Origin of the sequence: Kineosphaera limosa NBRC 100340, assembly GCF_000298215.1 — a bacterium.
Classification (GTDB): domain Bacteria; phylum Actinomycetota; class Actinomycetes; order Actinomycetales; family Dermatophilaceae; genus Kineosphaera; species Kineosphaera limosa.
The window spans coordinates 1-20,291 of the sequence record NZ_BAHD01000087.1; the positions used below are offsets into that span (position 1 = coordinate 1).

Here is a 20,291-nt window from a genome sequence, read left to right on the forward strand (position 1 = left end):
GAGGCGCGCCTGGCGGCCGCGGAGGCGCGCCCCAGCGCCCCGAGCATGCCCGTCGCGCAGGAGTTCGTCGCCGCTGCGCCGATCGAGATCGGCGAGGTTGCCGCGACGCTCGAGCCGGCCGCTCAGGCTCCGGCCCGTTCGACCCGCCCCGACCCGCTGGAGGTTGCGGCGCTGGCCCACTCATCGATCGACGCGGCCAACCAGAGCGCGGCGGTCGACCCGCTGCTCGCCGACGACGGCTGGGCGCCGACTCCGGTCCCGCCGCCCACCTACACCCTCAAGGCCAAGGCCCAGCGGCCCCTACCGCCGCCCATGGAGGTGCCGGTCCCGATCGAGGTCGACGAGGACGATGTGGCCTGGGACGAGGCCCGTCACCAGCCCCGCGTCGTCAGCGCCTGAGGGTCGCTCGCAGGCCGGTTGACCAGCGGCTGAGGCCGATTCGGGGACCAGTTGAGTCTTTGCTACAGTGGTCCTCGCATCTGGGGCTGTGGCGCAGTTGGTAGCGCGTCTCGTTCGCAATGAGAAGGTCAGGGGTTCGAATCCCCTCAGCTCCACCGCACGCACAAGGCTCGAACCCTTGCCAACGGAAACGTTGGTCGAGGTTCGGGCCTTGTTCGCGTCTGCGGCCCAGGTCAGGGCGTTGGCGTTGACCTGCGGATCGAGGAGCATCTCGAAGGGCCGGTTGTGCTCGACGCGCAGCTCGTTGTCCTCGTCGATGAAGACCTTGGTGAAGAATGCCTGGTTGCACAGGCGCCGGTTGGTGTCGTCGCAGCGGGTGTAGATGTCGGCGCAGTTGGCGAGTAGGCCGAGGGCGTCGTCGAGGTGGGCGCGGGCGTCGGCGTAGTCGCCGAAGTGGGCGTCGATGCGGCGGGTCACTTGGTTGAGTTCGGCGACGATGCGGTCTTGTTCGCGCTTGAGCACGGAGAGCGGGATCGCGTCGGCGTAGTGCGCTTGCATGAGGCGGTCCTGCTCGCTTTCGAGCCGGTCGCGGTTGGTGGTGAGGCGTTCCAGTTCCTCGGTTTCGACGGCCATGAGCCGGTCGAACTCGTGGTGGAGCATGCCCGCGAGGGCGTCCTGCTGGGCGGGCGTGATCTGGACGCGGGTGTAGTAGTCCTCGACGAGCTTCTCGACGTCTTCGATGAGCATCGCCTGGCGTGTGCAGTCGGTGCGCTTGGAGTGCCGACTGGACCGTTCCCGCTTTGGTGGAGGGTGGGGCATATTTCGCGGGTTCCTGAACTTGGGAGGAACCGAGGATGGGATCGACACGGAGGGCATTCACCGAGGAGTACAAAGCCTCGGCGGTAGAGTTCGTGATCAATGACGGGCGCTCGGTCGCCGACGTGGCGCGCAGTATCGGCGTGCATGAGATGACCTTGGGGAAATGGGTGAAGAAGGCACGAGACGCGCAAGACGGTGAACCGGTCCGGCCGTTGAACGAGGACGAGCGGGCCGAGCTGGAACGGCTCCGCTCGGAGAACCGACGGTTGAAGATGGAGGCCGAGTTCGCAAAAAAAGTGGCGGCCTGGTTCGCGAAAGACCAGCAGTGATCTTTGCTGCGATCGCGGACTGGGCCGACGCCAAGGAGTACTCGGTCGAGTTCATGTGCGCCGAGCTGGGGGTGTCGACCTCGGGCTACTACGCGTGGCGGACGCGGCCGGCGTCAGCGCGGGCTCGGGCCGATGAGGCGCTGCTGCGCCTCATCGGGGTGATCTTCGAGCGATTGAAGGGCAACCCGGGGGTGCGGCGGATCCACGCCGAGCTCGCCGCCCAGGGCCATCGGGTGGCACGGAAGCGGGTGTGGCGGCTGATGAGGGGTGCTGGCTTGCAGGGACGCCATCCGCGGGCGTGGAAGAAGACCACGATCCACGGCCAGCGGCCGGTGTCGGCGCCGGACCTGATCGGCCGGGACTTCACCGCCAGGAAGCGTGATCAGCGGTGGTGCGGCGACATCACCTATGTGAAGAGTTGGGACGGCTGGGTGTACCTGGCGACCGTGATCGACCTGCACTCGCGGCGGGTGGTCGGGTGGGCGGTCGCCGACCACATGCGCACCGAGCTGGTCACCGACGCCCTGGCGATGGCCCTGAGGCAACGTCGGCCGAAGGGCCGGGTCACTTTCCACAGTGATCGCGGCACGCAGTACACGTCGAACGATTTCGCCCGCTTCTGCCGTAAGAACAGGATCCGTCGTTCGTTGGGCCGGACCGGTATCTGTTATGACAATGCGGTCGCGGAGAGTTTCTTCGCGTCGTACAAGAAGGAACTCATCCACACCCGGCCCTGGCCGGACCTGGAATCGGTGAAGAAGGCCACCTTCGAGTGGATCGAGATGTACTACAACCGCACCCGCAGGCATTCGACCCTAGGCTATTTGACACCACACGAATACGAGCTAGGATTCAGACACATCCACGAACTCGCGGCATAAATCACGCCTCCACTTTTTCGGGAACACTCCACTCGATCGATCTGGTTGAAGCGCTCCACGAACGCCTCGCCAAACGTGGCTTTGCCTCCCACCCCTACATCACCGCCGAGCAGATCACGCCGACGGCCAACAGCGCCAAGCCACAACCAGCTCCGGCTGGTAGCCAGGTCGAAGCAGGCAGGGGAGTGGCGCGATGACCAACCGGTACACTCTCGCCCTGGGTTTGGTCCGCCAAGCCCGCACCAGCGGCGACATCACCGACGAGTTCCTCCAAGCCGCCCTCATCGACGCCGAAGTCGACCTCGAAGACCTCGCCCCCGCCGCCCCAGCCATCGGATCTCCGGCGCCCCTGAATACCCACGGCTGCATCGAACAAGCCATCCAGCTGCTCGACGAGCAGCCCGCCACCAGCGACATCCGCACTTGGCTGCACAAGGTGCTGGCAGGACTCCCGTCATGACCGCCACCATCGGCGGCCTGCTCGACCGCCTGCACCTGCTCGCCTACCGCCTCGACCCCTCCGGGCCACCCCTCCCCGTCGAGACCGCGCACCTGGCCGCCGGCTGGGCCCAGGTCAGCCAGCGGCTGACCGCTGCCCTGAAAGCTCTTCCCTTCGAGTTCGATGGGACCGGCGAGGCCCAACGTGACTACCACCTGTCCCTGCTGCGCCCCCTCCGCGGCCCCACCGAGCACACCACACCCGCAGACCCACAACTGGAGGACGCAGCCCTCCTCTTCGGCGGCATCGCCGACATGCTCGTCGACCATCACCCTCGCTTCCAAGTCGACGCCCCACCCCGCTGGTTCTACCCGGGACTCCCACCCCGCAAACCCGTCTACGAGTGGCGTGACCGCAACGAGGCCGCCGCAACAGCGCTGCAGGACAACCTCTTGGCCGCCACCTACGCCATCGGCAACTGGACACTCCACCGACTCGGCACGAACGGCACCGACAGCACTCCCTTCGCACGCTCCCTCCGGCACCTGGTGAACACGTGCCACCAAGCAGCCCGGACCAATCCCGACCGCCGGCGAAGCAGCCTCGAACACCTCACCTCAACCCCCGTCGACGAACCCAGCCTCTATGGAGCACTGACCCGATGGGCAACCGAAGCCGAAAAAGCCCTGCACCGACGCTTGGTCACCAGCGGCACCTTCGCCATGCTCGCCTCCGACCTCACCATCCTCACCGCCGCCACCCACCACACCCTCACACCACGCATGCACAAGGAACTCGAAGATCTCCAGGAGGTCACCAAGACACTCACGGCCGCCCTCACCGGGTGGAAGCAGATTGCTGCATGGCCCACCAACATGCGCTTGGGAGGACCCCGCGCCCTCGACTACATCGCAGCCTCCCGTGAACTCCGGTCCTACATCGCAGCCGAGCTCACCGGACCAGACGGATGGCACACCGCGAGTCAAATCCAAGAACGGTTCACCACCGGGCAGCTCGACACCCTCACCCAAACCCTCGCCCAGCGTTCGGCCAGGATGGGAGACGCCCTCAGCAAGACCGTCCGCGACATGACGATCGGTCAGGGGCGCATGTGGGTCGACACCTCAACCGCCCGCACGGTCGATCCAGACCTCAGAAGGACACGCTGGATACTCCAAGCAGATGGAGCACCCCCAGTCGCAGCCCCCATCGACTGGCACATCAGCAGGAGACCGACGGAGCGAGCCATCCAACTCGCAGACACAAGCCGAGAGGCAGCTAATCACTCCGAGCAGGCAGCTACACGAATTCACCAGCTGTTGGGTTTCGGCCACAAGCTGACACCCGAAGTCGTCAGCAGAGTCACGCTCAGCCGGGCACGCATCCGAGTGAGGTATGGCCATCCAGGCCACCAGACCGGGACGATGCCTCCAACCTTTGGATGAAGAGGCCCGCGTCCGCCGTGGTGCTTGCCCCTGTCGCCGCAGACCTGCTGAGGATCGAGCGCGCCGTCGAGCTCGGAGCCGACCCAGCCGGCGACTGGTCCACCCGCCACGCCACCCGGGGACGCCTCGCTGCCGGACAACGAGTCCAACCGCGAGCTCACCAACCGGCTCACCCGCTCTTCCTACCCCCACGGCGGGGACGTGGGCCTCGATCTTGGTGAGGAACTTCTTGAACTCGGTCGCCCGGTGACGTCGGTGGGTAGAGGAGATCACGGTGCCGTCGGCCACGTTCAGCGCGGCGAACAGGCTGGTGGTGCCGTGCCGGACGTAGTCGTGGGTGCGCTTCTCGGGCATCCCGGGCATCATCGGGAACGCCGGCTGTGACCTGGCCAGGGCCTGCACCTGGCTCTTCTCGTCGACGCTGAGCACGACCGCGTTCTCCGGCGGGTCGAGGTAGAGACCGACGATGTCATACACCTTCTCCACGAACAGCGGGTCGTTGGACAGCTTGAACCCCTCGGTGCGGTGGGGCTTGAGCTCGAAGGCCTTCCAGATCCGGCCGATCGAGGACTTCGACAGCCCGGTCCGCTCAGCCATCTTCGCCCGCGACCAGTGCGTCGCGTCTTTCGGCGTGGTCTCCAAGGTGGCCACGACCACGTCCTCGACCTGCTCGGCGGTGATGCTCGGGGGGCGGCCCGGCCTGGGCTCATCGGACAGTCCGTCCAAGCGGTGCTCGACGAACCGGGACCGCCACCTGCCCACCGTGGCCGCCGAACAGCCCAGCTCCGCGGCCACGACCTTGTTGTCCGCTCCCTCGACGCACCTCAGCACGATGCGCGAACGCAGCGCCAGAGCCTGCGAGGACTTCCGCCGCCTGACCCACCGCTGCAGCTGCGCACGCTCCTCCTCGCTCAGCTCAAGGGCGGGCTTCGGGCGTCCTGATCGAGGCATGCCCCATTCTACGATTTATCTAATGTATTTACGGCGCAACACACTAGGACTCGACAAACCGGTGGCCTCGTCTTCGAACGTCGGATCGGCCTCATATTCGAGCGTTGTCGACACATTATGTCTTTCAGCGCAGATGCTAACCAGGTTTTCTTGACGGGCAGTCTCTCTAGGGTGATCGCCATAGACTTGGGCAGCTTGCGCCTCGAGCGATCTTGATCGCGTGAAGCGGCATTCCCAATCGACGGTGGGTCGGCAACTGCGCGGGCTGAGCGTTGAGGAGCCTTGTCGTCGCGAGGATGTGGGTGTCGAGTCCAACCAGCGTCAACAAGGCTTACCTCAACGACGTCCTCCTGCCCGCCGGTCACGGTCGATTACCGATGTCCCCTGCCCGTGCTGCGGGCCGGGCCTGAGTTCCGCACCTTCAGTGCCCTGTGAAGTCTGGGATTTGCCGAGGATGGCTGTGGCGCCGGCGTTTGAGGCGGGGTTCGGCCGGGCGCTCGACCAGGTGCTGCGCCGGCTCACCCACCTGACGGGTGGGGACGGGGTCAAGTCCCTGGACGTGGTTGTGGTCCGGCTGGCCCCGGTACCGCTGCGATGGTTGTGGGCGCGTGTGGCGGCATTCGCGGAGGACGGTTCCCCGACCGCGGTCGAAGCTGACCAGGGTCGCGGACGGGTGGGCCTTGTGCCAAGTCGTGCTTGATCGCGGCACCCAGCTCCTCATCGACCACCCGGGACGGCTCGCCGGCGTCGGGGTCGACGAACAGGGGCTACGCTCATGCAAGGCAACGGGGTGACAAGTGCGTCACCGTGATCATCGACCTCACCCGGCAACTCGTCGCGCAAGGCGTTCGCGGGCGACGAGTTGCCCATCTTGCATCCGCCGTCGGATCCACCGCCTTCGCCACCGTCCCGCCACCGATGCGAAGATGCAGTCGGGTGGACCACTGCGTCCCCCCGAACCGCCTCGGCGGTGGCTTCAACGAGGCGGTGATGGTGGCCCGCGCTCGGCGACCCTGCCAGGCAGGAGAATCTAACGTGAGCGCCATCAGTACTGCGGCGACATCCCGCCGGCTGAGCTCGAGGACCACTGCTACGCTCACTTACAGGCCCAGCCTACGGCTGAGCTCACGCACGAATGAAGTTGCCGGACACGCCCGGGGGTCGCTGCAGTTTGTCCCGCGCTCGTTGCAGCAGACGGTGGCCCCTTACGCTGGCAAGCGAGACCGGGAGAATTGATGATGATCTCCGATCGCACGCTTCAGTCATCGGGCTGGGCCCACACTGGGGGCAACATTGCGATTATGGGCCGAGGCCCGTACTGGAGCTCCGTTCCGAGAGAGGGATTCCCGAAAGACATGGCCTCGGACGAAGATCTCTACCGCAGTGAGGCGCCATGACTCGGGCTCAGATCTTTGCCGAAGAGCGACGAGGTGGTTGGAGGTCCATCCGCGACTTCGAGGTCCGCGGCCGCGCAGAGACCGTCGTCGAACGTGCACCATCCCCAGGCGTCACGTCTCACGCACCGGTGATCGGGGTCCCATGCTGGTGCGACTAGGCGACGCAGAGTTCGAAGTGACGTCGACCAACCTGGAGTTCTGGCGACGAGTGAGTCTGGGCGACTGGGAGCCGGACTCATTCAACGTGGTGCGGCAGTTTCTTGCTGGGTCAGGTGGCCCCTTCATCGATGTTGGGGCGTGGATTGGACCGCTGACCTTGTACGCGGCTGCGCTCGGCAGCTCGGTGGTCGCGTACGAGCCCGACCCTGTCGCACGCACCGAACTCTTGGCGAACGTGGCCCTCAACCCTTCACTGGCCGATCGCATCACCGTCCGCCCGCAAGCGGTGGGGACGGGACGTTCTGGGCGGCGCCTGGGAAACATCACGTCGACCTTGGGCGGCGACTCGATGTCGAGTCTGCTGTTCGCAGACGCGAGCGTGGGCTGGGTGGTGGAAGAGATCCCACTCACCGACGTCCTCGCCGGGGCACCACACCCCGCCCTGGTCAAAATTGATATCGAGGGAGCAGAGGTGGAGGTGCTGTCAGCGGCGAGTGAGTCCCTGGAGGCGTTGCCACCTCTCCTGCTGTCCGTCCACCCGCGATTCTGGGAACCGGACCCCGATCCTAGGCTGCGTCGTCTGGTGCAGTTGTTGGCCCTCTATCCGTCGGTGACGACCCCAGACGGCCAGCCGTTCGTCCTTACGGACCTGTTTGACGAACCATGGCGGAGCGGCTTGCTTGAGCTTGTCGTCGCATCGGGTCCACCATGGACCGCATGCCCGGATCGATCTGGTCCACCCCAAGGCGGAGGCAGCCCACCACGGCTCGGTGGCCGGGATGGATAGGCGCACCTGCTCCAACAGGGACCCCGCCCGGGTTCGGGAATTGCTGCGTGGCCGTCGAGGTCTGCGGGCAGTCGGGACCCGAGTCCACAGAGTCGCTTAACTTAACTGGGGGGGTGCCCGGAGTCATGGCCCTGGGCGCGCACCGCTCATCGAGGCCAGATCGTACGTCGCAGCGCGGCCCTCACCTCACGGCACCGGCGGGTGCGGGGATGACGACAAAGGGGGCGAGGAGCTCGCGTATCGCGGCGGAGGGGCGTCCGTTCAGCTCGCGGCGGAGCAACTCGGCGTACGAGCGGTACTGGTGGATGGCCTCGGCGATGTTCCCCTCCTGCAGGTGGATCTTCACGAGCAGGCGGTGCGCGCTCTCGCGGAGGGGCTCGGTGCTGATCGCAGCGAGTGCGACTTGGAGCGCGTCATACCAGCGCCCCTGCTGGATGAGCAGTTCGCCGATTCTGTCCATGGCGTGCAGGCGTACCTGGCGGAAGCGTTCCCGTTCGACGATGACCCAGTCCTCGTACCAACCGGCCAGGATGTCGTTTCCGACCTCGATCAACTCCTGGGCCACGCGGAACACCGTCTCCGCATCGGGTTCCGAGCGCAGGACGCCCTCGGCACGGTCGATCACCCGGCGCAGGTCGACCTGGACGCAGGGGTTGAGCCACAGGTGGGTGTTGGAGACGCAGACCAGCTCCATGGGTTGGAGCCGCCACAGTGCCGAGCGCAGGCTTGAACTGGCGTGGCGGTCGTCGGCGTCGTACCACAGTGTCCCGCTGACGTAGGTGCGTCTGACGGGCCGGGGCTGGAAAGCGAGGAAGCAGACCAGACGCTGGGAGGCGGGGGCGATGGGCACGGGCTCGCCGTCGCATCGAACCTCGAAGTCCATGATGAGGTTCAGCTGCAAGGCCGGACCGGACGAATTCAGGACTGATGGAGTGGTCACGGTACTCCTCGGGGGTGGTTCACCGTCGATCGCTCGGCAACGCGTCGGACGGCATGTGACGGATGGACAGCGGCGAGGACCCCGGCGCGCGGCAGGAGGTCGTGATACAGCGCGTAATCGTCCCCGAGGAGCCGGCGCACCTCGGTGAGGTCGACTGGCGCCCAGTATGGCCCCTGGGTGTCCTTGCGGACAGTGCTTCTGCTGTGGAGCAGAGCCACCACAAGGTCGCAGGAGCGCAGGTCGTCCAGCTCGCGGGCGCCCGACTGCCAGACGAAGCGGGTGTCCTCCCCGACGCCGACGGCCGGGAACGGGTGCCTGCGCCACAGGCTCACCGCGTAGCACAGGCTGGTCCCGGCCAGCCACGGCCGGGCTCCGGTGGGCCAGGTGTACCGCCACGCCCGGGAGAGTTCCGGGTCACAGAACAGCAGGCGCGACGTGCCCGACAGTTCCGCCCTGCCTGACGCCAGGCCGTGCATCTGGGTGGACAGCCGGGTGGGCGACTGCCAGTCGTCGTCGTCCCAGTGGGCGATGAAGTCGCCGGTGGCCAGCTCACAGGCGAGGTTTCGCTTGGTGCCGAGCACGACGGGCTTGTCGAGCCGCTGGTAGCGGACACCGGGGACGCCGGCGACCAGGTCGATGATCGGGTCGTCCCCGTCGTCCAGCACGACCAACTCCTTGTCGGGGTAGTCCTGGTGCCGGAACCAGGCGATCGCCAGCGCCGCGAGATCGCGGCGATCCCGGGTGGGCATGATGCAGCTCACCCTTCCCGCCACGGCCCCGGACGTCTGCGTCCCGTCGAGACTCGCGTAGAACGCCAGGTCGTCGCCGGGCAGGTCGGGCGCTGCCACCCGCGACCACCCATCGCGGTCGACCGCCTGCCCGGCCTGCAGCGACCAGGTGTTGCCCGCGTGGCGCACGTACACGTAGTGCTCCCGGCCGGGCACGCGGGTCAGCCGGGCGCCCGCCCGGACGCAGGCGTCGAGGAAGTCGGCGTCCTCGGCGAGCGAACGGTCCGGGAACCGGTGGTGCTCCCACCACCGTCGGGCGAAGGCGATCGTGCCGCCGTAGACCCCTCGGCGCAGCAGCCGGGACTCCAGACCGGGGGAGGGCCGCCAGCACTGCCAACCGACCGGCTCGAACCAGTCAAGCCCTTCGAGCCCGGTGATCTCCGCGGTCCCGGCCAGCAGCGGCCCGAGTTGGGTGCTCACCCGACGCGGACCGTGCCAGTCGTCGTCGTCGAACAGGACGATGAACTGGCCGCGGGCCGCCGCGCAGCCGAGGTTGCGCAGCGCGCCAATGCTGCGGCGTCCGGGGCCGTCGGGCGGGCGGACCAGCCGCACGCGGGGGTTGGCGGGCAGGAGTGTTGCCAGCTGTGGAGTCCCGTCCTCGACGACCACCAGTTCGGCTTCCGCGTAGTCCTGGCGCAGGAAGTACTCGACCGCACGCAGAGCGAACTGCGGGCGTCCGCGGGTCGGCATGACGCAACTCACCACTGGCTGGCGCGCCGTGACCGGCGTGCGGGTGGCCTGGTTGGTGGAGGCCTGCGTGACGAGAGCGTCGACGCGGAGCTTGATCATCTCCAGGGGCGCGAAGTCGGTGCACTCGTCGCCCAGGCAGTGCTGCCGGTAGTCGTCGCGGTCTCCGGCGAGGCGCTGCCCGCAGAACCGGTCCTGGTAGAGCCGGCGGGCGGGCTCCAACTGTGCGCTGTCGTCTGCCGGAGCAGGCCGCCAGACGAACGCGCCCCCGACCCAGACCCCGGGAAACCCGGCCCGGGTGGCCCGGATGTTGTAGTCCATCTCCCAGCAGGGCCCCTCGCCGTACGCCGGGTCGGCGCCACCCAGAACGTCCACCACCTCGCGCCGCACCAGGTAGCAGAAGTCGCCGAGCGAGTGGAGCGGGGCCAGGGTGCGCGCAGCGGTCCCGAACCGGCGGGCCAGTGCGGCGGACGCGGTACGCACCCCGCGCAGGTCCCCGGCGGCGTCGACGCAGCCCTGCTCGTTCCACGCCCGGTTCGTGCTGGGCCCGGCGAGGCCCGCGCCGGTGCGCGCCAGCGCCGCCGTGAGCCTCGTGAGCCAGTCGGGGCCGACCAGTGCTCCGCCCTGAATCAGGACGACGTCGGACTCCGACCGCCCGACCAGTTCGTTGAAGCCCAGCGCCCCCGCGGCGGACAACTCGACCACCTCGTACGGGCAACTTCCGGTGTGGCGGGCAAGGAAGTCGTGGCTGAGCCGCAGCGCGTCCGGGTGCGCCGGCGTCAGGCCCACGGCTGTCGTCCGCATGCGTCGAACTGTGCGGTCTACCCATCACCGGGGGGTGTGCAATGCGTCACGGCGGCGTCACCGCCGCGTCACCGGACGCAGCCGCGTGGGTCGGTGACGGCACGGTGACCGAGATACGAGAGGCTGAACTGGACGTGTGTGCTCGGCCGGGCAGACGGGAGCAGTCCATGGAACTGGACAGGGACGCCAAACCAGACCGTCGTGCACCGGAGCGGCGCCACCCCGCACCGGCTCTGGCCCGGGGCGGTGCTACGCCAGCGTGGGCGGCCGACCACGCCACGGCACGGTCACGCGCGGCCGCCGATGAGAAAAGCGCCGAAGACGCCGAGGCCGGGCGCGCTCTCCCCGGGTCGCGCGCAGCAGGAGCGCCGAGGGACCGGTCACCGCTGGCGTCCGACGAGGGGTCTCCGGTTCCGACGGATGTCGCTCGCGCGGCGGGTGCCGACCCGACGGTAGCCCGGGTGCACGAGGGGCCGGAGGACCAACTGTTCACGTCCATGCTCGGCGCCCGGGCCGCCACCCATGGTCGGGACATCTTCCTCGCTCGCGGGGAGTCCGCGCATGACGTGCCGCTCATGACGCACGAACTGACGCACGTCGCCCAGGGTGGCGACCAGGTGCGGCTACGGAAGGCAACCCACTACGAGCGCCGGATGTGGCTGGGGTTCTACGACCACTACCTACCGCGCAAGCTCCTGAAGAACTACATGGACGACACCGGCAAGGCGATCACGCTCACCGCCCAAGAGATGATCGACTGCAACCCCATCGTTGACCTCCGGCGCAGCAAACGCTTCATGACGGAGGTGGCCGGGCTGGCTGCGGCGGGTGGCGGGACCAACGCCGTCAAGGTGACCGGCTGGGGCGGCGCGCGCACGAACGGTACCTTGGGCAACTTCACCATCACCTACGACGGCATCGTGACCGTCAAGGCCGACGGGAGCTGGGTCTACCTGGGGACGATGACCTTCTATGACTACTGGGACTTCGACCCCAAGGGTGCGGGCTCGGGCAGGTCGACCCCCGCCGAACTGCAGGTCCGGGTGGCGGCTGCACTGCTGCCCGGCAAGCCCTTCAAGATCTTCAGCGTCGTGGCCGCCCTCACACAGACCTCGGATGACACCCGGGCACAATGGGGCGACATGAAAGCTCCCGCGTTCGTGGACGACAAGAAGTACCGGGGGGCGGCGGATATCGCGACCGGCGACGTCGCCGGCGGTCCGGCTGGCGCGGACGTAATTGGGACGCAGGCCAGCGAAGACCTCAACAAGTGAGGAGCGGGGATGAGTGACGAGCGAAACCCGCTGGAACGGGCGCTGGGGGCACGCTTGGACCCTTCCTACCCGGTCCGCGTCCACACGTACGCCGTCCCCGGGCTCGACTACGAGGTGCTCTACGCCGCGGTCCAATTGCCGCCGGACGCCGTCCAGGCGCTGCAGGACGCCGCGGGTCTCACCTCCCCCGAGGCGCAGGCCTATACCCGGGTGATGCTCCCCTCGGGCTGGCGCGTCGACCCGGGGGACCCACCCGAGTGGTGGCCGACGGATCCCGAGTCCCTGACGGAGCAGGCGGCCCGTGCCGCAGACCCGGGCGGGTGGCTCGTGTCGGGCCACCGAGACGGCACGCTCTTCGTCCTGGCGACCCGCGCAGGCGCCCCGAGTTGAGGCGGCTCAGGTTGTGGACGTGCACTTGCGCAGCGCGATCCGGATCTGCCGCTTGAGGTCCTCATCTTCTTCGACCGCCGCCGCGAGCAGGAGAGGGGCGGCGAGTGAGGACCAACCCAACAGGGCTGCGGCCTGGATCCCACCGGCACGGATGGTTGGGTTCGTTTTCTCGAGCGCGGCCTCGACCAATTGACGAAGAGCCGGCTCGTCCTCCGTGCCGGCAGCAAGCGCCGCCCGCACGAGTGCAGCCGGGTCGTCAGGACACGTTGCGGCCAGCGCCGTGTGGTCGCTCGCACTAGGCAGCGCGAGCAGTCGTCGGAACTCCGCGGTCAAAGTGGACATCCGACCGCTGGATTCCACGCTGACGAACACCGCCGGGATCGCGTGGTTCAGGGTCAGCGAGATCCGACCCGATCCAGTTGCTCTCTCGGGCCACGTGTACACCTCTGTGGAAGGAGTCAGCAGCGCGTGGTCGGGCTGAACCCGAGCCCCTGCATGAGGCCAAAGCGACCGAACAGCCGCGTGGACGCGGGCGACTGCTCCCTGGGAGTCGGTGTCCCCGGGAAACACGAGGTACGCGTCATTGCCCATCAAAGCCCCAAAACTCTAGCTAACTAACGCTTGTAGTTCTTCAGGAAAAGGACGAGTGAATCCTTAAGCGTAGCCTCGAACTGATCCCGCTCGGTCTCGGTGGCGCGGGAACCGGGCTTCCTCGCCTCGAACCACTTCGAGAACGCGTCCGCGAGGGCTGCAACTGCCGACGAGCCGTCCCCGTAGACGTCCTTGTTCGAGCGCATCAACTCACGCAGGCGCAAGAAGATTTGGGCTACGCGGCGCTTCCGCTCTGCGATCGCCTTCGCGTGCTTACCCTCAATGGTCCCAGCTTCCTCGGCCCTAACAGCTTGCGTGGCGTGAGGCGGGGCCATCGGGTTGGCGCTGGTGAGATTTGCTCTTGCGAGACGGCGGCTTAGCGGTGCCCGGCTGCGCTCCGGCGCCGCTGCAACTTCCGCTTCCGAGGTAGCCCACAACACGTCGAGGGCCGTCGACATGCCGGCCTTCCGCACCCCCTCGAGCTCGAGCAGAGTGTCCGCCTTCCTGGAGATGTCAAGACTCGTCTCCTTGCGAGCGAAGCGCACGTACTTGTCAAGGCCGGCGCCCATCGCGATGGAAGTGCTGGACGGGATTGCTCGGATGTCCGCTGGAACTCCCACCCCCGACTCTCGATCTGCCTTCAAGCGTGGCCTCCAGAACGTGGCGTGCCCTCCTGCCGGCAGTCTCTCCCTGGCGACGTACCTTCGCCCCGACCTTGTGGGGCTCCAGCTCAGGCCCCTTCCGGTTTCGGCGGCTTCCTTGAAGCGGAGGTGGGTCTCCGTGGAGTAGTGCCGCGCAGGATCACTCTGTGTCAATTCTTCGCGCCGGGCTTCCTTTTCTCTGGCCTCCACGTACGAAGCAAGGTACGCGTCCTCCGCCTTGCGCAGGATGTCCTCGAGCGCGGCGCCGAGTTGCAGTTGCTCCGCGCGGGTCAACGGCCGGCTTGGATTGACCCGCGCGACCAGGGTCCCGCCCTCCAGCTTCAGCGAGGTGAGCCTGTAACGCGCTCTCCAGTACCCCAGTTTCACCATGAGGCGAATGCTCCCCACGCCTCTGCGGAACATCGCTTCGGCCGCCGGCTTCAGTTCCCTGACGGCCCGATCAAGCCGGCGCTGCTTGGCCTCCTCGCGCTCCCGCTTCCGCCGAGCCGCCTCGGCCTTCGGATCCTTGCCGCGCCGGGCGTCACGGCGCGCCTGCCGCTTGGTGCGCCAGTCGGTGAACCTCTTGCCCGCCCTGCGGAGGGCACCCTTCACCTTCGTGACCACCTTCCTGGCCGCCCGCCCGGCCTTCTTGGCCACGTTCTTCAGCACGGCGAGGAGCTTCCTGGCGATCGCCCTGACCTTGTTGCCCACCGCCGCGGCGGGCTTCCGGAGCCGCTTGAGAAGCCAGTTCGCCACGAAGTCGATGACCACGATCGCGGCAGAGGCGACCAGGTCCGCGAACTGGGGCCCGGCGCCACCCTTCGCGACGGCCTTCAGGAACGCGATGAACTTGCCGAAGGCACTGAGCATTCGCTGGACAGTTCCCCACGCAGCCTGCAGGCCTTCGATGATGGCCATCACCGCGCCGGCGGCGGGGATGATCATCGCAACCAGCTTCTCGATGAGCAACTGGATCAGCGCAACCGGAATCGCGCTCTTCAGCGCCTCGAAGGCCATCCGGCCGACCTCAGCGAGCGCAATGCCGCCGCCCTTCAACACGCCCCAGATTGCCGAACCGAGCCCGAGAACCTCCTCGAGCTTGCTGTCGAACCAAAGCCTCACCTCCCGCTTGAAGGCCTTCCACAGATGGTTGCGTATCCCGTCAACTGCGGCAGCGCCCAGGTGGCGGATCCAGGCGAGCGGGCCGGATGCGATGTCCTTGATGATGCCGACCCAGGTACCCAAAGCGTCCGCGACTGCCTTGGCGACCGCGATCGCGGCCAAGGCCGCCTTCTGGGCTATTCCCACCACCGCCAGGAGGGCCTTCTTGTAGAAGTCGAGCAGGAACTCGAAGGCCCTCCCGAGGGCGTCCAGCAGCTTGGTCACGGATACCTTGAGGGCGTCCGCGAGTTTGTTGACCGCGGCCTCGGCCGCCTTGACCTTGCGCTGAATGAACGTCCGCCACTTCTTGCGCAGGCCGGGGAAGGCCGCCAACAGGACGTCGCCGAGCGCGATCAGGGCGGCTCCGACTGCCCTGATCAGGACCACGACGGCCTTGCGGATGCCTTCGATCACCGCCAACGCCGCTTTCTTCGCAGCCTCGATGGCCCTCTTCACCAGCGCCTTGGCGAGGTCGAAGACCTTGGTGATCGCCTCCTTGAGCGCGTTGAAGAACGATGTGACCTTCGAGGCGATCCATCCGAAGATGCCGCCGGACTCCTCCTTCTTCTTTCGCTCGGCCTCCCGCTTCTTCGCCGCGGCCTCGGCCTCGGCCTTGACCTTGGCGTCCCGGGCCTCGCCCTCGCCCTTGCGCAGTTCCGCGGCGGCGTCCTGCTGGCCCTTGGTCTCCGTCTTGCCGATCTCCTCGTCGGCACTGGTGACCTGCTTCCGGGCCTTCTCGTCGGTCTCCTTGACCTTGGCGTTCTGCTCGCCGGCCCACTCCGTCCTCGCCTCCCCGACCTCGCGGGCGACCCGGCCCTTCTCCGCCCGCTGCTCCTTGGCGCTTTCCGCCTTGGCAGCGGCGATCTCGGTGTCGGCCTTGGTCTTCTCCTCCGCGACCTTGGTGCGGTGGGCGTCCCGTTCCTCTGCCATGTCGCCCTGTGCCCGGGCGATCTCGGCCCGCACCTGCGGGCCCTGCTTCTCCTCGGCGATGATGCCGATCGCCTCGTCCGCTACCGGGGTGCCCATCCGGGAGTCACCTCCGGGGCCGGCTATGCGAGGTCCGTGCAGTGTGACGCGCGGCGAGCGATCCCTGACCTCGCGCTCCCCAGCGGGCGCCGCCACTTCGGCTGCGCCCTGCGTCCGATGCTCGGCCACGGTGGCGTCGAGTGCCGCGCGCTGGCCGGCGATGAGAGAGGGGTCGGCTTCCCCGGTTCGCTGCAGCGGCGGGGCGGGCCCGGCTGACGTGTCGATGGTTGGATCGGTCGTGGGCATCGATTCCACGGCCGTGGCGACGCGCTCGGCATCCTCGGGGCGGACGGTCCCTGCCTCGGAGTCGGTCACTCGGGGCGTCGGGATGCCGGCCGTGGGCGCCGGGTCGGGCTCGCGGGTCGGAGGGGGTGCAGGCGTTGGTTTCGACGGAGCCCCCTCGACCTTCTCCACCCGGTCCTCGCGGGGGGACTCGGCGTCGACGACAACTGCGGACCCGCCGCTGCCGTCACCGCCGACATCGACCGTGGGGAACTCGGCCTGCAGGTGCTCGCCCTCCTGCTGCGCCGTTGTCTCCACGGCTGACCCGACCCCACCCAGTGCTTGGGCGGCTTCGAGGGGCCTGAGGGCGGCAGCGGCCGCCACACCGGCCTGTGGCGACATGGTCGCGGTGTCGGGGGGCGGGGCGGGCGTGGGCGGCTCTGGCATGGCACCGCCGCCACCGCCTCCGGTGGGGGCGGGTCCCGCGGCGATCGGTTCTGCCAGCCCGGCGAGTCCGAGCTCCTTCGTCGCACCTGGGGCCGCGACAGCGGCAGGAGCATCTCCTGCGTCAACGTTGGCCTCGAGGCTCTCCTGTTCGCGCTCCTGGGACTCGGTGGCGGTGGTGTGCTCGATGGCTTCCTGCTCCGGGCGCGCCTCGACCGGGGCGCTCGCCGGGACGGCGTCTTCGGGGTCTGTCGTCGCTGGGATCGGTTCCTCGACTGGAAGGGGGTCGGGTGCCGCCGCTGGTTCGTCAGCCGCTGCTTCTTCCGCATCTTCGGGTTGGGGGGATGCTTGCTCGATCTTGTCCTCGAAGGCCTCTTGCGTCTGGGTTTCCTCCACGCTCGTGGCAGGCACCTCGCTCGACTCGGCGAGGCTGCCCCCAGGCGCGGCGGGGGCAGGTTCCAGCCCGGCGGGGGCTGGCGTCGCCTCGGAGGCAGGTGCGGCGGTGACCACGCCAGGGGGTGCGGCAGCTTCCGGTACCCCTTCGGGCGCAGGCTTCGTGCCGGCTTCGGTCGATGCCGGGGCGGGTACCTCGCGGTCAGACTCGTCTGGTGGCCGTTCGATGGTCTCGTCGGCGCCCTTCCGCGCCGTTTCTTCTCCGGTTTGGGATGCGTCGTCGCCATCTGAGACCGCGGCGTCGGCATTGGGCGGCTCGGATTCGACCCTCGCAGGTTCAGGCTGCGCGGGCTCGCGCGCCGACGGCTCGGGCGCGGCTGGTGGCTGCTCGGCAGCCTGCTCCGTTGTCAGCGGGGCGATGCTCCACGCCGGGAAGTGAGCCACGGGTGGCAATGGCCCGGGCGCGGACTCCGGGACGGGTCGGTGGGCCACCTCGGCGTCCGCGGTGCGAAGTTCGGACTCGGTGAACGAGTAGTCGTTGAGGCTGACCAGCAGCCCGTCCTGACCCGTGCGGAACCCCGCCTCACGCACCAGGTCGCGGGGGCCGGTCTGGGTGGCAGCCATGCTGGTCGGGTCCAGCACCACCACGCGGTTCTGGCCCACCAGTGCGATGAAGCCAACGGCCGGGTGATCCTTCAGCGAACTCGGCAGCCACGCCCGGGTCTGCTCAAGGCCTGCCGGGGCCGTTGCCTTCAGCCATTCGTGGGCGGGCACAGGGCCCTCGGCCTCATGGGGGAGTTCGGGGGGCTGTCGGCTCCAGAGCGGGGCGGCCTGCACCGCGGCGGCGTCCATGTGCGACGCGCCGGTGCGTCCCGGGTCCTCCCGGCGTCTGCGGACGGGTAGGTAGAGGGCGACCTGCGGGCGCATGATGTCACCCCACGGGGCGGTCGGTCCGGGTGCTGACCCCGTTCATCCAGTTCAGCGGCGACGCAGCGCCGCAGCGTCGGTACTCCCGCTGGATCCCGTCGACGAGTTCCTCCGACCGCACCGGGTGGTCGCCGTCGACCGCGAGCAGGGTCGCGTGCAGGGCCGCGTTGCGGAGTTGGCCTCCGGTCAGGTCGCAGCGACGGGCCACCTGGTCAAGCACGTCCGGCCCCACCTCGTGGTCATGTGGCAGGTGGGCCACCAAGATCTGCCATCGCTGTCCCGCGTCCGGAGGGAGGAAGTCCACGGTGACGTCGATGCGGCGCAGGAAGGCCCGATCGATCCGGCTGGCCGCGTTGCTGGTCACGATCACGATGCCGTCAAAGGTCTCGAGGCGCTGCAGCAGGAAATTGGTCTCGAGATTGGCGTAGCGGTCATTGGCGTTGGAAACCTCGGTGCGCTTCGCCATCAGGGCGTCGCCCTCGTCGAGGAGGAGCACCACATCCAGTTCCTCGGCGCGGGCCAGCACTCGGTCGAGGTTGCGCTCGGTCTCGCCGATGTACTTGTTGACCACGGACGCGAGGTCGATACGGTACAGGTCGAGGTCCAGCAGAGAGGCCAGGTGTCGCGCGGCCAGTGTCTTTCCTGTGCCGCTGCCGCCAGAGAACAAGGCCCGGACACCGCGGGTAACGCCGGGCTGGGCTGCTGCACGGGAGAGCCTCTCCCGATGCCGGCAGCGGCGCAGCAGGGTCTCAAACTCCTGTTCCGCGGCGGTGGACAGCACCGGCCCAGCATCCGGTGGGAGAGGGTCCAGCAGGGTCGCCAGCGTCTCCAGTTCCTGACGGCGCAGGGTGCGGGTGGCCGCGCGAACATCCACCGCGATCACCTGGCGGCGCCCTGCAGAGAGCGCCTGCAACCGCGCCACCGGGGCTGCGCGGCGGATGTTGCCCGGCGTGAGCAAGAAGCGGTCGACGATGTCCTCGAGGTCGGACGCCTCGGCCTCAAGCCCGCCCTCGATCCACAGGCGGCGGCGGTCGCCGGGTCCGACCGCTGTCAGGACGAGGGTGAGCGCGTGGTCGAGGCCGGCCCCGGACAAGCCGCCGGAGCGTCCGGTGACCACGCCCAGTGGGCGGTCCAGCCCGCGGAGCAACGGGAGGTCGATGGTCTCACCCGGGCCGGGTTCGACGTTGACGACGGGGAGGATCGGGCAGAGCGCCGTGAGTGCTTCGAAGACCGACCAGGCGGGACCGCCGATGTCCCCGTCATGGATCAGGACACCCTGCCCCAGCGTCGCCGCGGCCGCGCCCAGCAGGGTGGTCCGGCCAGCCCCCCTCGGGCCCCGGACCACCAAGGCCTTGAGGCCGGGGTCCAAGAGCAGTCCGGGCAGCCTGGCGAGCATGGGTTGCTGGCTGGCGCCGACGGCGACATCCTCCAAAGCCGGGAACTCGGTGCGCAGGGTCAGGTGGGGCGGCAGGGTGGCCGGCTCGATCACGCCCGTCCGGAGCGCGTCCCAGACAGGGACGGGGACGCGGAGCGTCCATTCGGCGCGAGGGTCGTCGGGGTTGTCGACCGCGAGGAGACCGCGCCTGACGAGGTCGTGGCTGGCGGTGGTCACATCCCCATCGGCGTCGCCGAGCAGCCAGGCGAGCAGGCCGACGCACGGGCGGCGGGCGGGGAGCGGGGCCTGGAGGGCCGCGAACAGTGAGCCGAACCGGATGTCCAGCTCGATCAGGGCGGCCGCGACCAGCACGTGGCACTCGACAGGCGTGAGGCGGGCCGCGGGACCGTCGAGGAGCGGGGCCGTGGGGGCCGGATCGAGGAGCCAGGACATGTCGGGCGCCGCGGCGCTCTCAAGCACCCGGGTCCGGACGCGCTGAACGACGCGCGCCACGGCAGGGTCGATGTAGGCCATCTCACGCTCCCTCGAAGTGGAAGCACACCACTCGGCCGAGGCGCGGCACCCAGCCGAGGTCCTGGTCCAGGCCCGCGAGCCGGACGCCGAGGTCGATCTCCTCCAGGCCAAGGACGACGTCGAGGTGCGTCCGCGTCACCGCGACGAGCCCGGGCCGCTCGAAGCTGGCCGGGGTGAGGCCGGCGTCCGCCAGGAAACCGGCGGCAGCGTCCCACCAGGGCGGACGCCGCCGGCGGGCGGGTGCGGGCGCCTCGTCGAGGGCGGCCAGCAGGGACCACAGGGGGTCGCGCCGCCGGCGTCCGCGCCGCGGACGATCCCTGAGCACCCACTGAGCAAACCGGCCGAGGTCGGCCGCCCCGGCGTCCTCGCCGCCGAACCGGAGCACGAGGCGCAGCAACTGGACCGCACCGGCGTGGCGCGTGGCGACGCCGTCGGGCCACCTGCACGACGGCGGCGCGGGTGCCCCGCGGCGCCGGATGCCAGCACTC

General features: G+C 68.7%; 13 protein-coding genes, 1 tRNA gene and 3 pseudogenes. 10 read left to right on the forward strand and 7 right to left on the reverse strand.

Translation table 11 applies throughout. The annotated features are described in order from the left end of the window. From KILIM_RS19310 to KILIM_RS24400, 7 genes and pseudogenes are all read left to right on the forward strand, one after another. Positions 1–399, forward strand: a pseudogene (locus KILIM_RS19310) (hypothetical protein); the annotation flags it as partial. Positions 400–481: 82 nt separating this feature from the next. Then, a tRNA-Ala gene (locus tag KILIM_RS19315) sits at positions 482–554 on the forward strand. A 268-nt stretch (positions 555–822) separates the two neighbouring features. Continuing rightward, on the forward strand, positions 823–1,305 hold the full coding sequence (locus KILIM_RS24185; RefSeq protein WP_157551838.1) for a hypothetical protein: 483 nt from the start codon (positions 823–825) through the stop codon (positions 1,303–1,305). 5 nt (positions 1,306–1,310) lie between these two features. Next, positions 1,311–1,547, forward strand: coding sequence for a transposase (locus tag KILIM_RS24730; RefSeq protein ID WP_232550243.1), 237 nt, complete (start codon positions 1,311–1,313; stop codon positions 1,545–1,547). After that, the gene (locus KILIM_RS19330) at positions 1,544–2,428 is read left to right on the forward strand and encodes an IS3 family transposase (protein ID WP_006594431.1); all 885 of its coding nucleotides are present in this window, start codon (positions 1,544–1,546) and stop codon (positions 2,426–2,428) included. The genes KILIM_RS24730 and KILIM_RS19330 overlap by 4 nt, the downstream gene beginning before the upstream one ends. A gap of 193 nt (positions 2,429–2,621) precedes the next feature. Beyond that, positions 2,622–2,888: a hypothetical protein gene (locus tag KILIM_RS22795; RefSeq protein ID WP_006594432.1), complete on the forward strand. Its 267-nt coding sequence runs from the start codon at positions 2,622–2,624 to the stop codon at positions 2,886–2,888. Beyond that, positions 2,885–4,312, forward strand: a complete 1,428-nt coding sequence (locus tag KILIM_RS24400; protein WP_006594433.1) for a hypothetical protein — start codon at positions 2,885–2,887, stop codon at positions 4,310–4,312. The genes KILIM_RS22795 and KILIM_RS24400 overlap by 4 nt, the downstream gene beginning before the upstream one ends. Before the next feature lie 195 nt (positions 4,313–4,507). Here the strand turns inward: KILIM_RS24400 and KILIM_RS23520 are convergent. Then, a pseudogene (locus KILIM_RS23520) lies at positions 4,508–5,263 on the reverse strand (IS630 family transposase); the annotation flags it as partial. Positions 5,264–6,835: 1,572 nt separating this feature from the next. Between KILIM_RS23520 and KILIM_RS23525 the strand changes: the two are divergent. Continuing rightward, entirely contained in the window at positions 6,836–7,606 is a 771-nt protein-coding gene (locus KILIM_RS23525) for an FkbM family methyltransferase (RefSeq protein ID WP_157551839.1), read from the forward strand. Positions 7,607–7,787: 181 nt separating this feature from the next. On the opposite strand, the gene KILIM_RS19350 is transcribed toward KILIM_RS23525, so the two are convergent. Beyond that, positions 7,788–8,546: an AfsR/SARP family transcriptional regulator gene (locus KILIM_RS19350; protein ID WP_006594437.1), complete on the reverse strand. Its 759-nt coding sequence runs from the start codon at positions 8,544–8,546 to the stop codon at positions 7,788–7,790. Next, entirely contained in the window at positions 8,543–10,825 is a 2,283-nt protein-coding gene (locus KILIM_RS19355) for a glycosyltransferase (RefSeq protein WP_217997140.1), read from the reverse strand. The genes KILIM_RS19350 and KILIM_RS19355 overlap by 4 nt, the downstream gene beginning before the upstream one ends. Before the next feature lie 167 nt (positions 10,826–10,992). On the opposite strand from KILIM_RS19355, the gene KILIM_RS19360 reads away from it, so the two are divergent. Together KILIM_RS19360 and KILIM_RS19365 are read left to right on the forward strand one after the other, a co-directional pair. Further along, positions 10,993–12,099 carry an eCIS core domain-containing protein gene (locus KILIM_RS19360; RefSeq protein WP_040563895.1) on the forward strand — a complete coding sequence of 369 codons (1,107 nt, stop codon included), beginning with the start codon at positions 10,993–10,995 and terminating at the stop codon, positions 12,097–12,099. 9 nt (positions 12,100–12,108) lie between these two features. After that, positions 12,109–12,489: a hypothetical protein gene (locus tag KILIM_RS19365; protein WP_006594440.1), complete on the forward strand. Its 381-nt coding sequence runs from the start codon at positions 12,109–12,111 to the stop codon at positions 12,487–12,489. 6 nt (positions 12,490–12,495) lie between these two features. Here KILIM_RS19365 and KILIM_RS19370 read toward each other — a convergent pair whose 3' ends face one another. The 4 genes and pseudogenes from KILIM_RS19370 to KILIM_RS19385 all read right to left on the reverse strand — a co-directional run. After that, positions 12,496–12,831: a hypothetical protein gene (locus tag KILIM_RS19370; RefSeq protein ID WP_157551840.1), complete on the reverse strand. Its 336-nt coding sequence runs from the start codon at positions 12,829–12,831 to the stop codon at positions 12,496–12,498. Between the two features lie 272 nt (positions 12,832–13,103). Next, the gene (locus tag KILIM_RS19375; RefSeq protein ID WP_006594442.1) at positions 13,104–17,894 is read right to left on the reverse strand and encodes a phage tail family protein; all 4,791 of its coding nucleotides are present in this window, start codon (positions 17,892–17,894) and stop codon (positions 13,104–13,106) included. Between the two features lie 4 nt (positions 17,895–17,898). Then, entirely contained in the window at positions 17,899–19,803 is a 1,905-nt protein-coding gene (locus tag KILIM_RS19380) for an ATP-binding protein (protein ID WP_006594443.1), read from the reverse strand. 1 nt (position 19,804) lies between these two features. Continuing rightward, positions 19,805–20,291: pseudogene (locus KILIM_RS19385) on the reverse strand (hypothetical protein); the annotation flags it as partial.

Bases quoted from the DNA above. Each gene is read 5' to 3' on its own strand.
- KILIM_RS22795 (WP_006594432.1), top strand. From the start codon at position 2,622: ATGACCAACCGGTACACTCTCGCCCTGGGTTTGGTCCGCCAAGCCCGC.
- KILIM_RS24400 (WP_006594433.1), top strand. From the start codon at position 2,885: ATGACCGCCACCATCGGCGGCCTGCTCGACCGCCTGCACCTGCTCGCC.
- KILIM_RS19355 (WP_217997140.1), bottom strand. From the start codon at position 10,825: ATGCGGACGACAGCCGTGGGCCTGACGCCGGCGCACCCGGACGCGCTG.
- KILIM_RS19360 (WP_040563895.1), top strand. From the start codon at position 10,993: ATGGAACTGGACAGGGACGCCAAACCAGACCGTCGTGCACCGGAGCGG.
- KILIM_RS19365 (WP_006594440.1), top strand. From the start codon at position 12,109: ATGAGTGACGAGCGAAACCCGCTGGAACGGGCGCTGGGGGCACGCTTG.
- KILIM_RS19370 (WP_157551840.1), bottom strand. From the start codon at position 12,831: ATGTCCACTTTGACCGCGGAGTTCCGACGACTGCTCGCGCTGCCTAGT.
- KILIM_RS19375 (WP_006594442.1), bottom strand. From the start codon at position 17,894: ATGCGCCCGCAGGTCGCCCTCTACCTACCCGTCCGCAGACGCCGGGAG.
- KILIM_RS19380 (WP_006594443.1), bottom strand. From the start codon at position 19,803: ATGGCCTACATCGACCCTGCCGTGGCGCGCGTCGTTCAGCGCGTCCGG.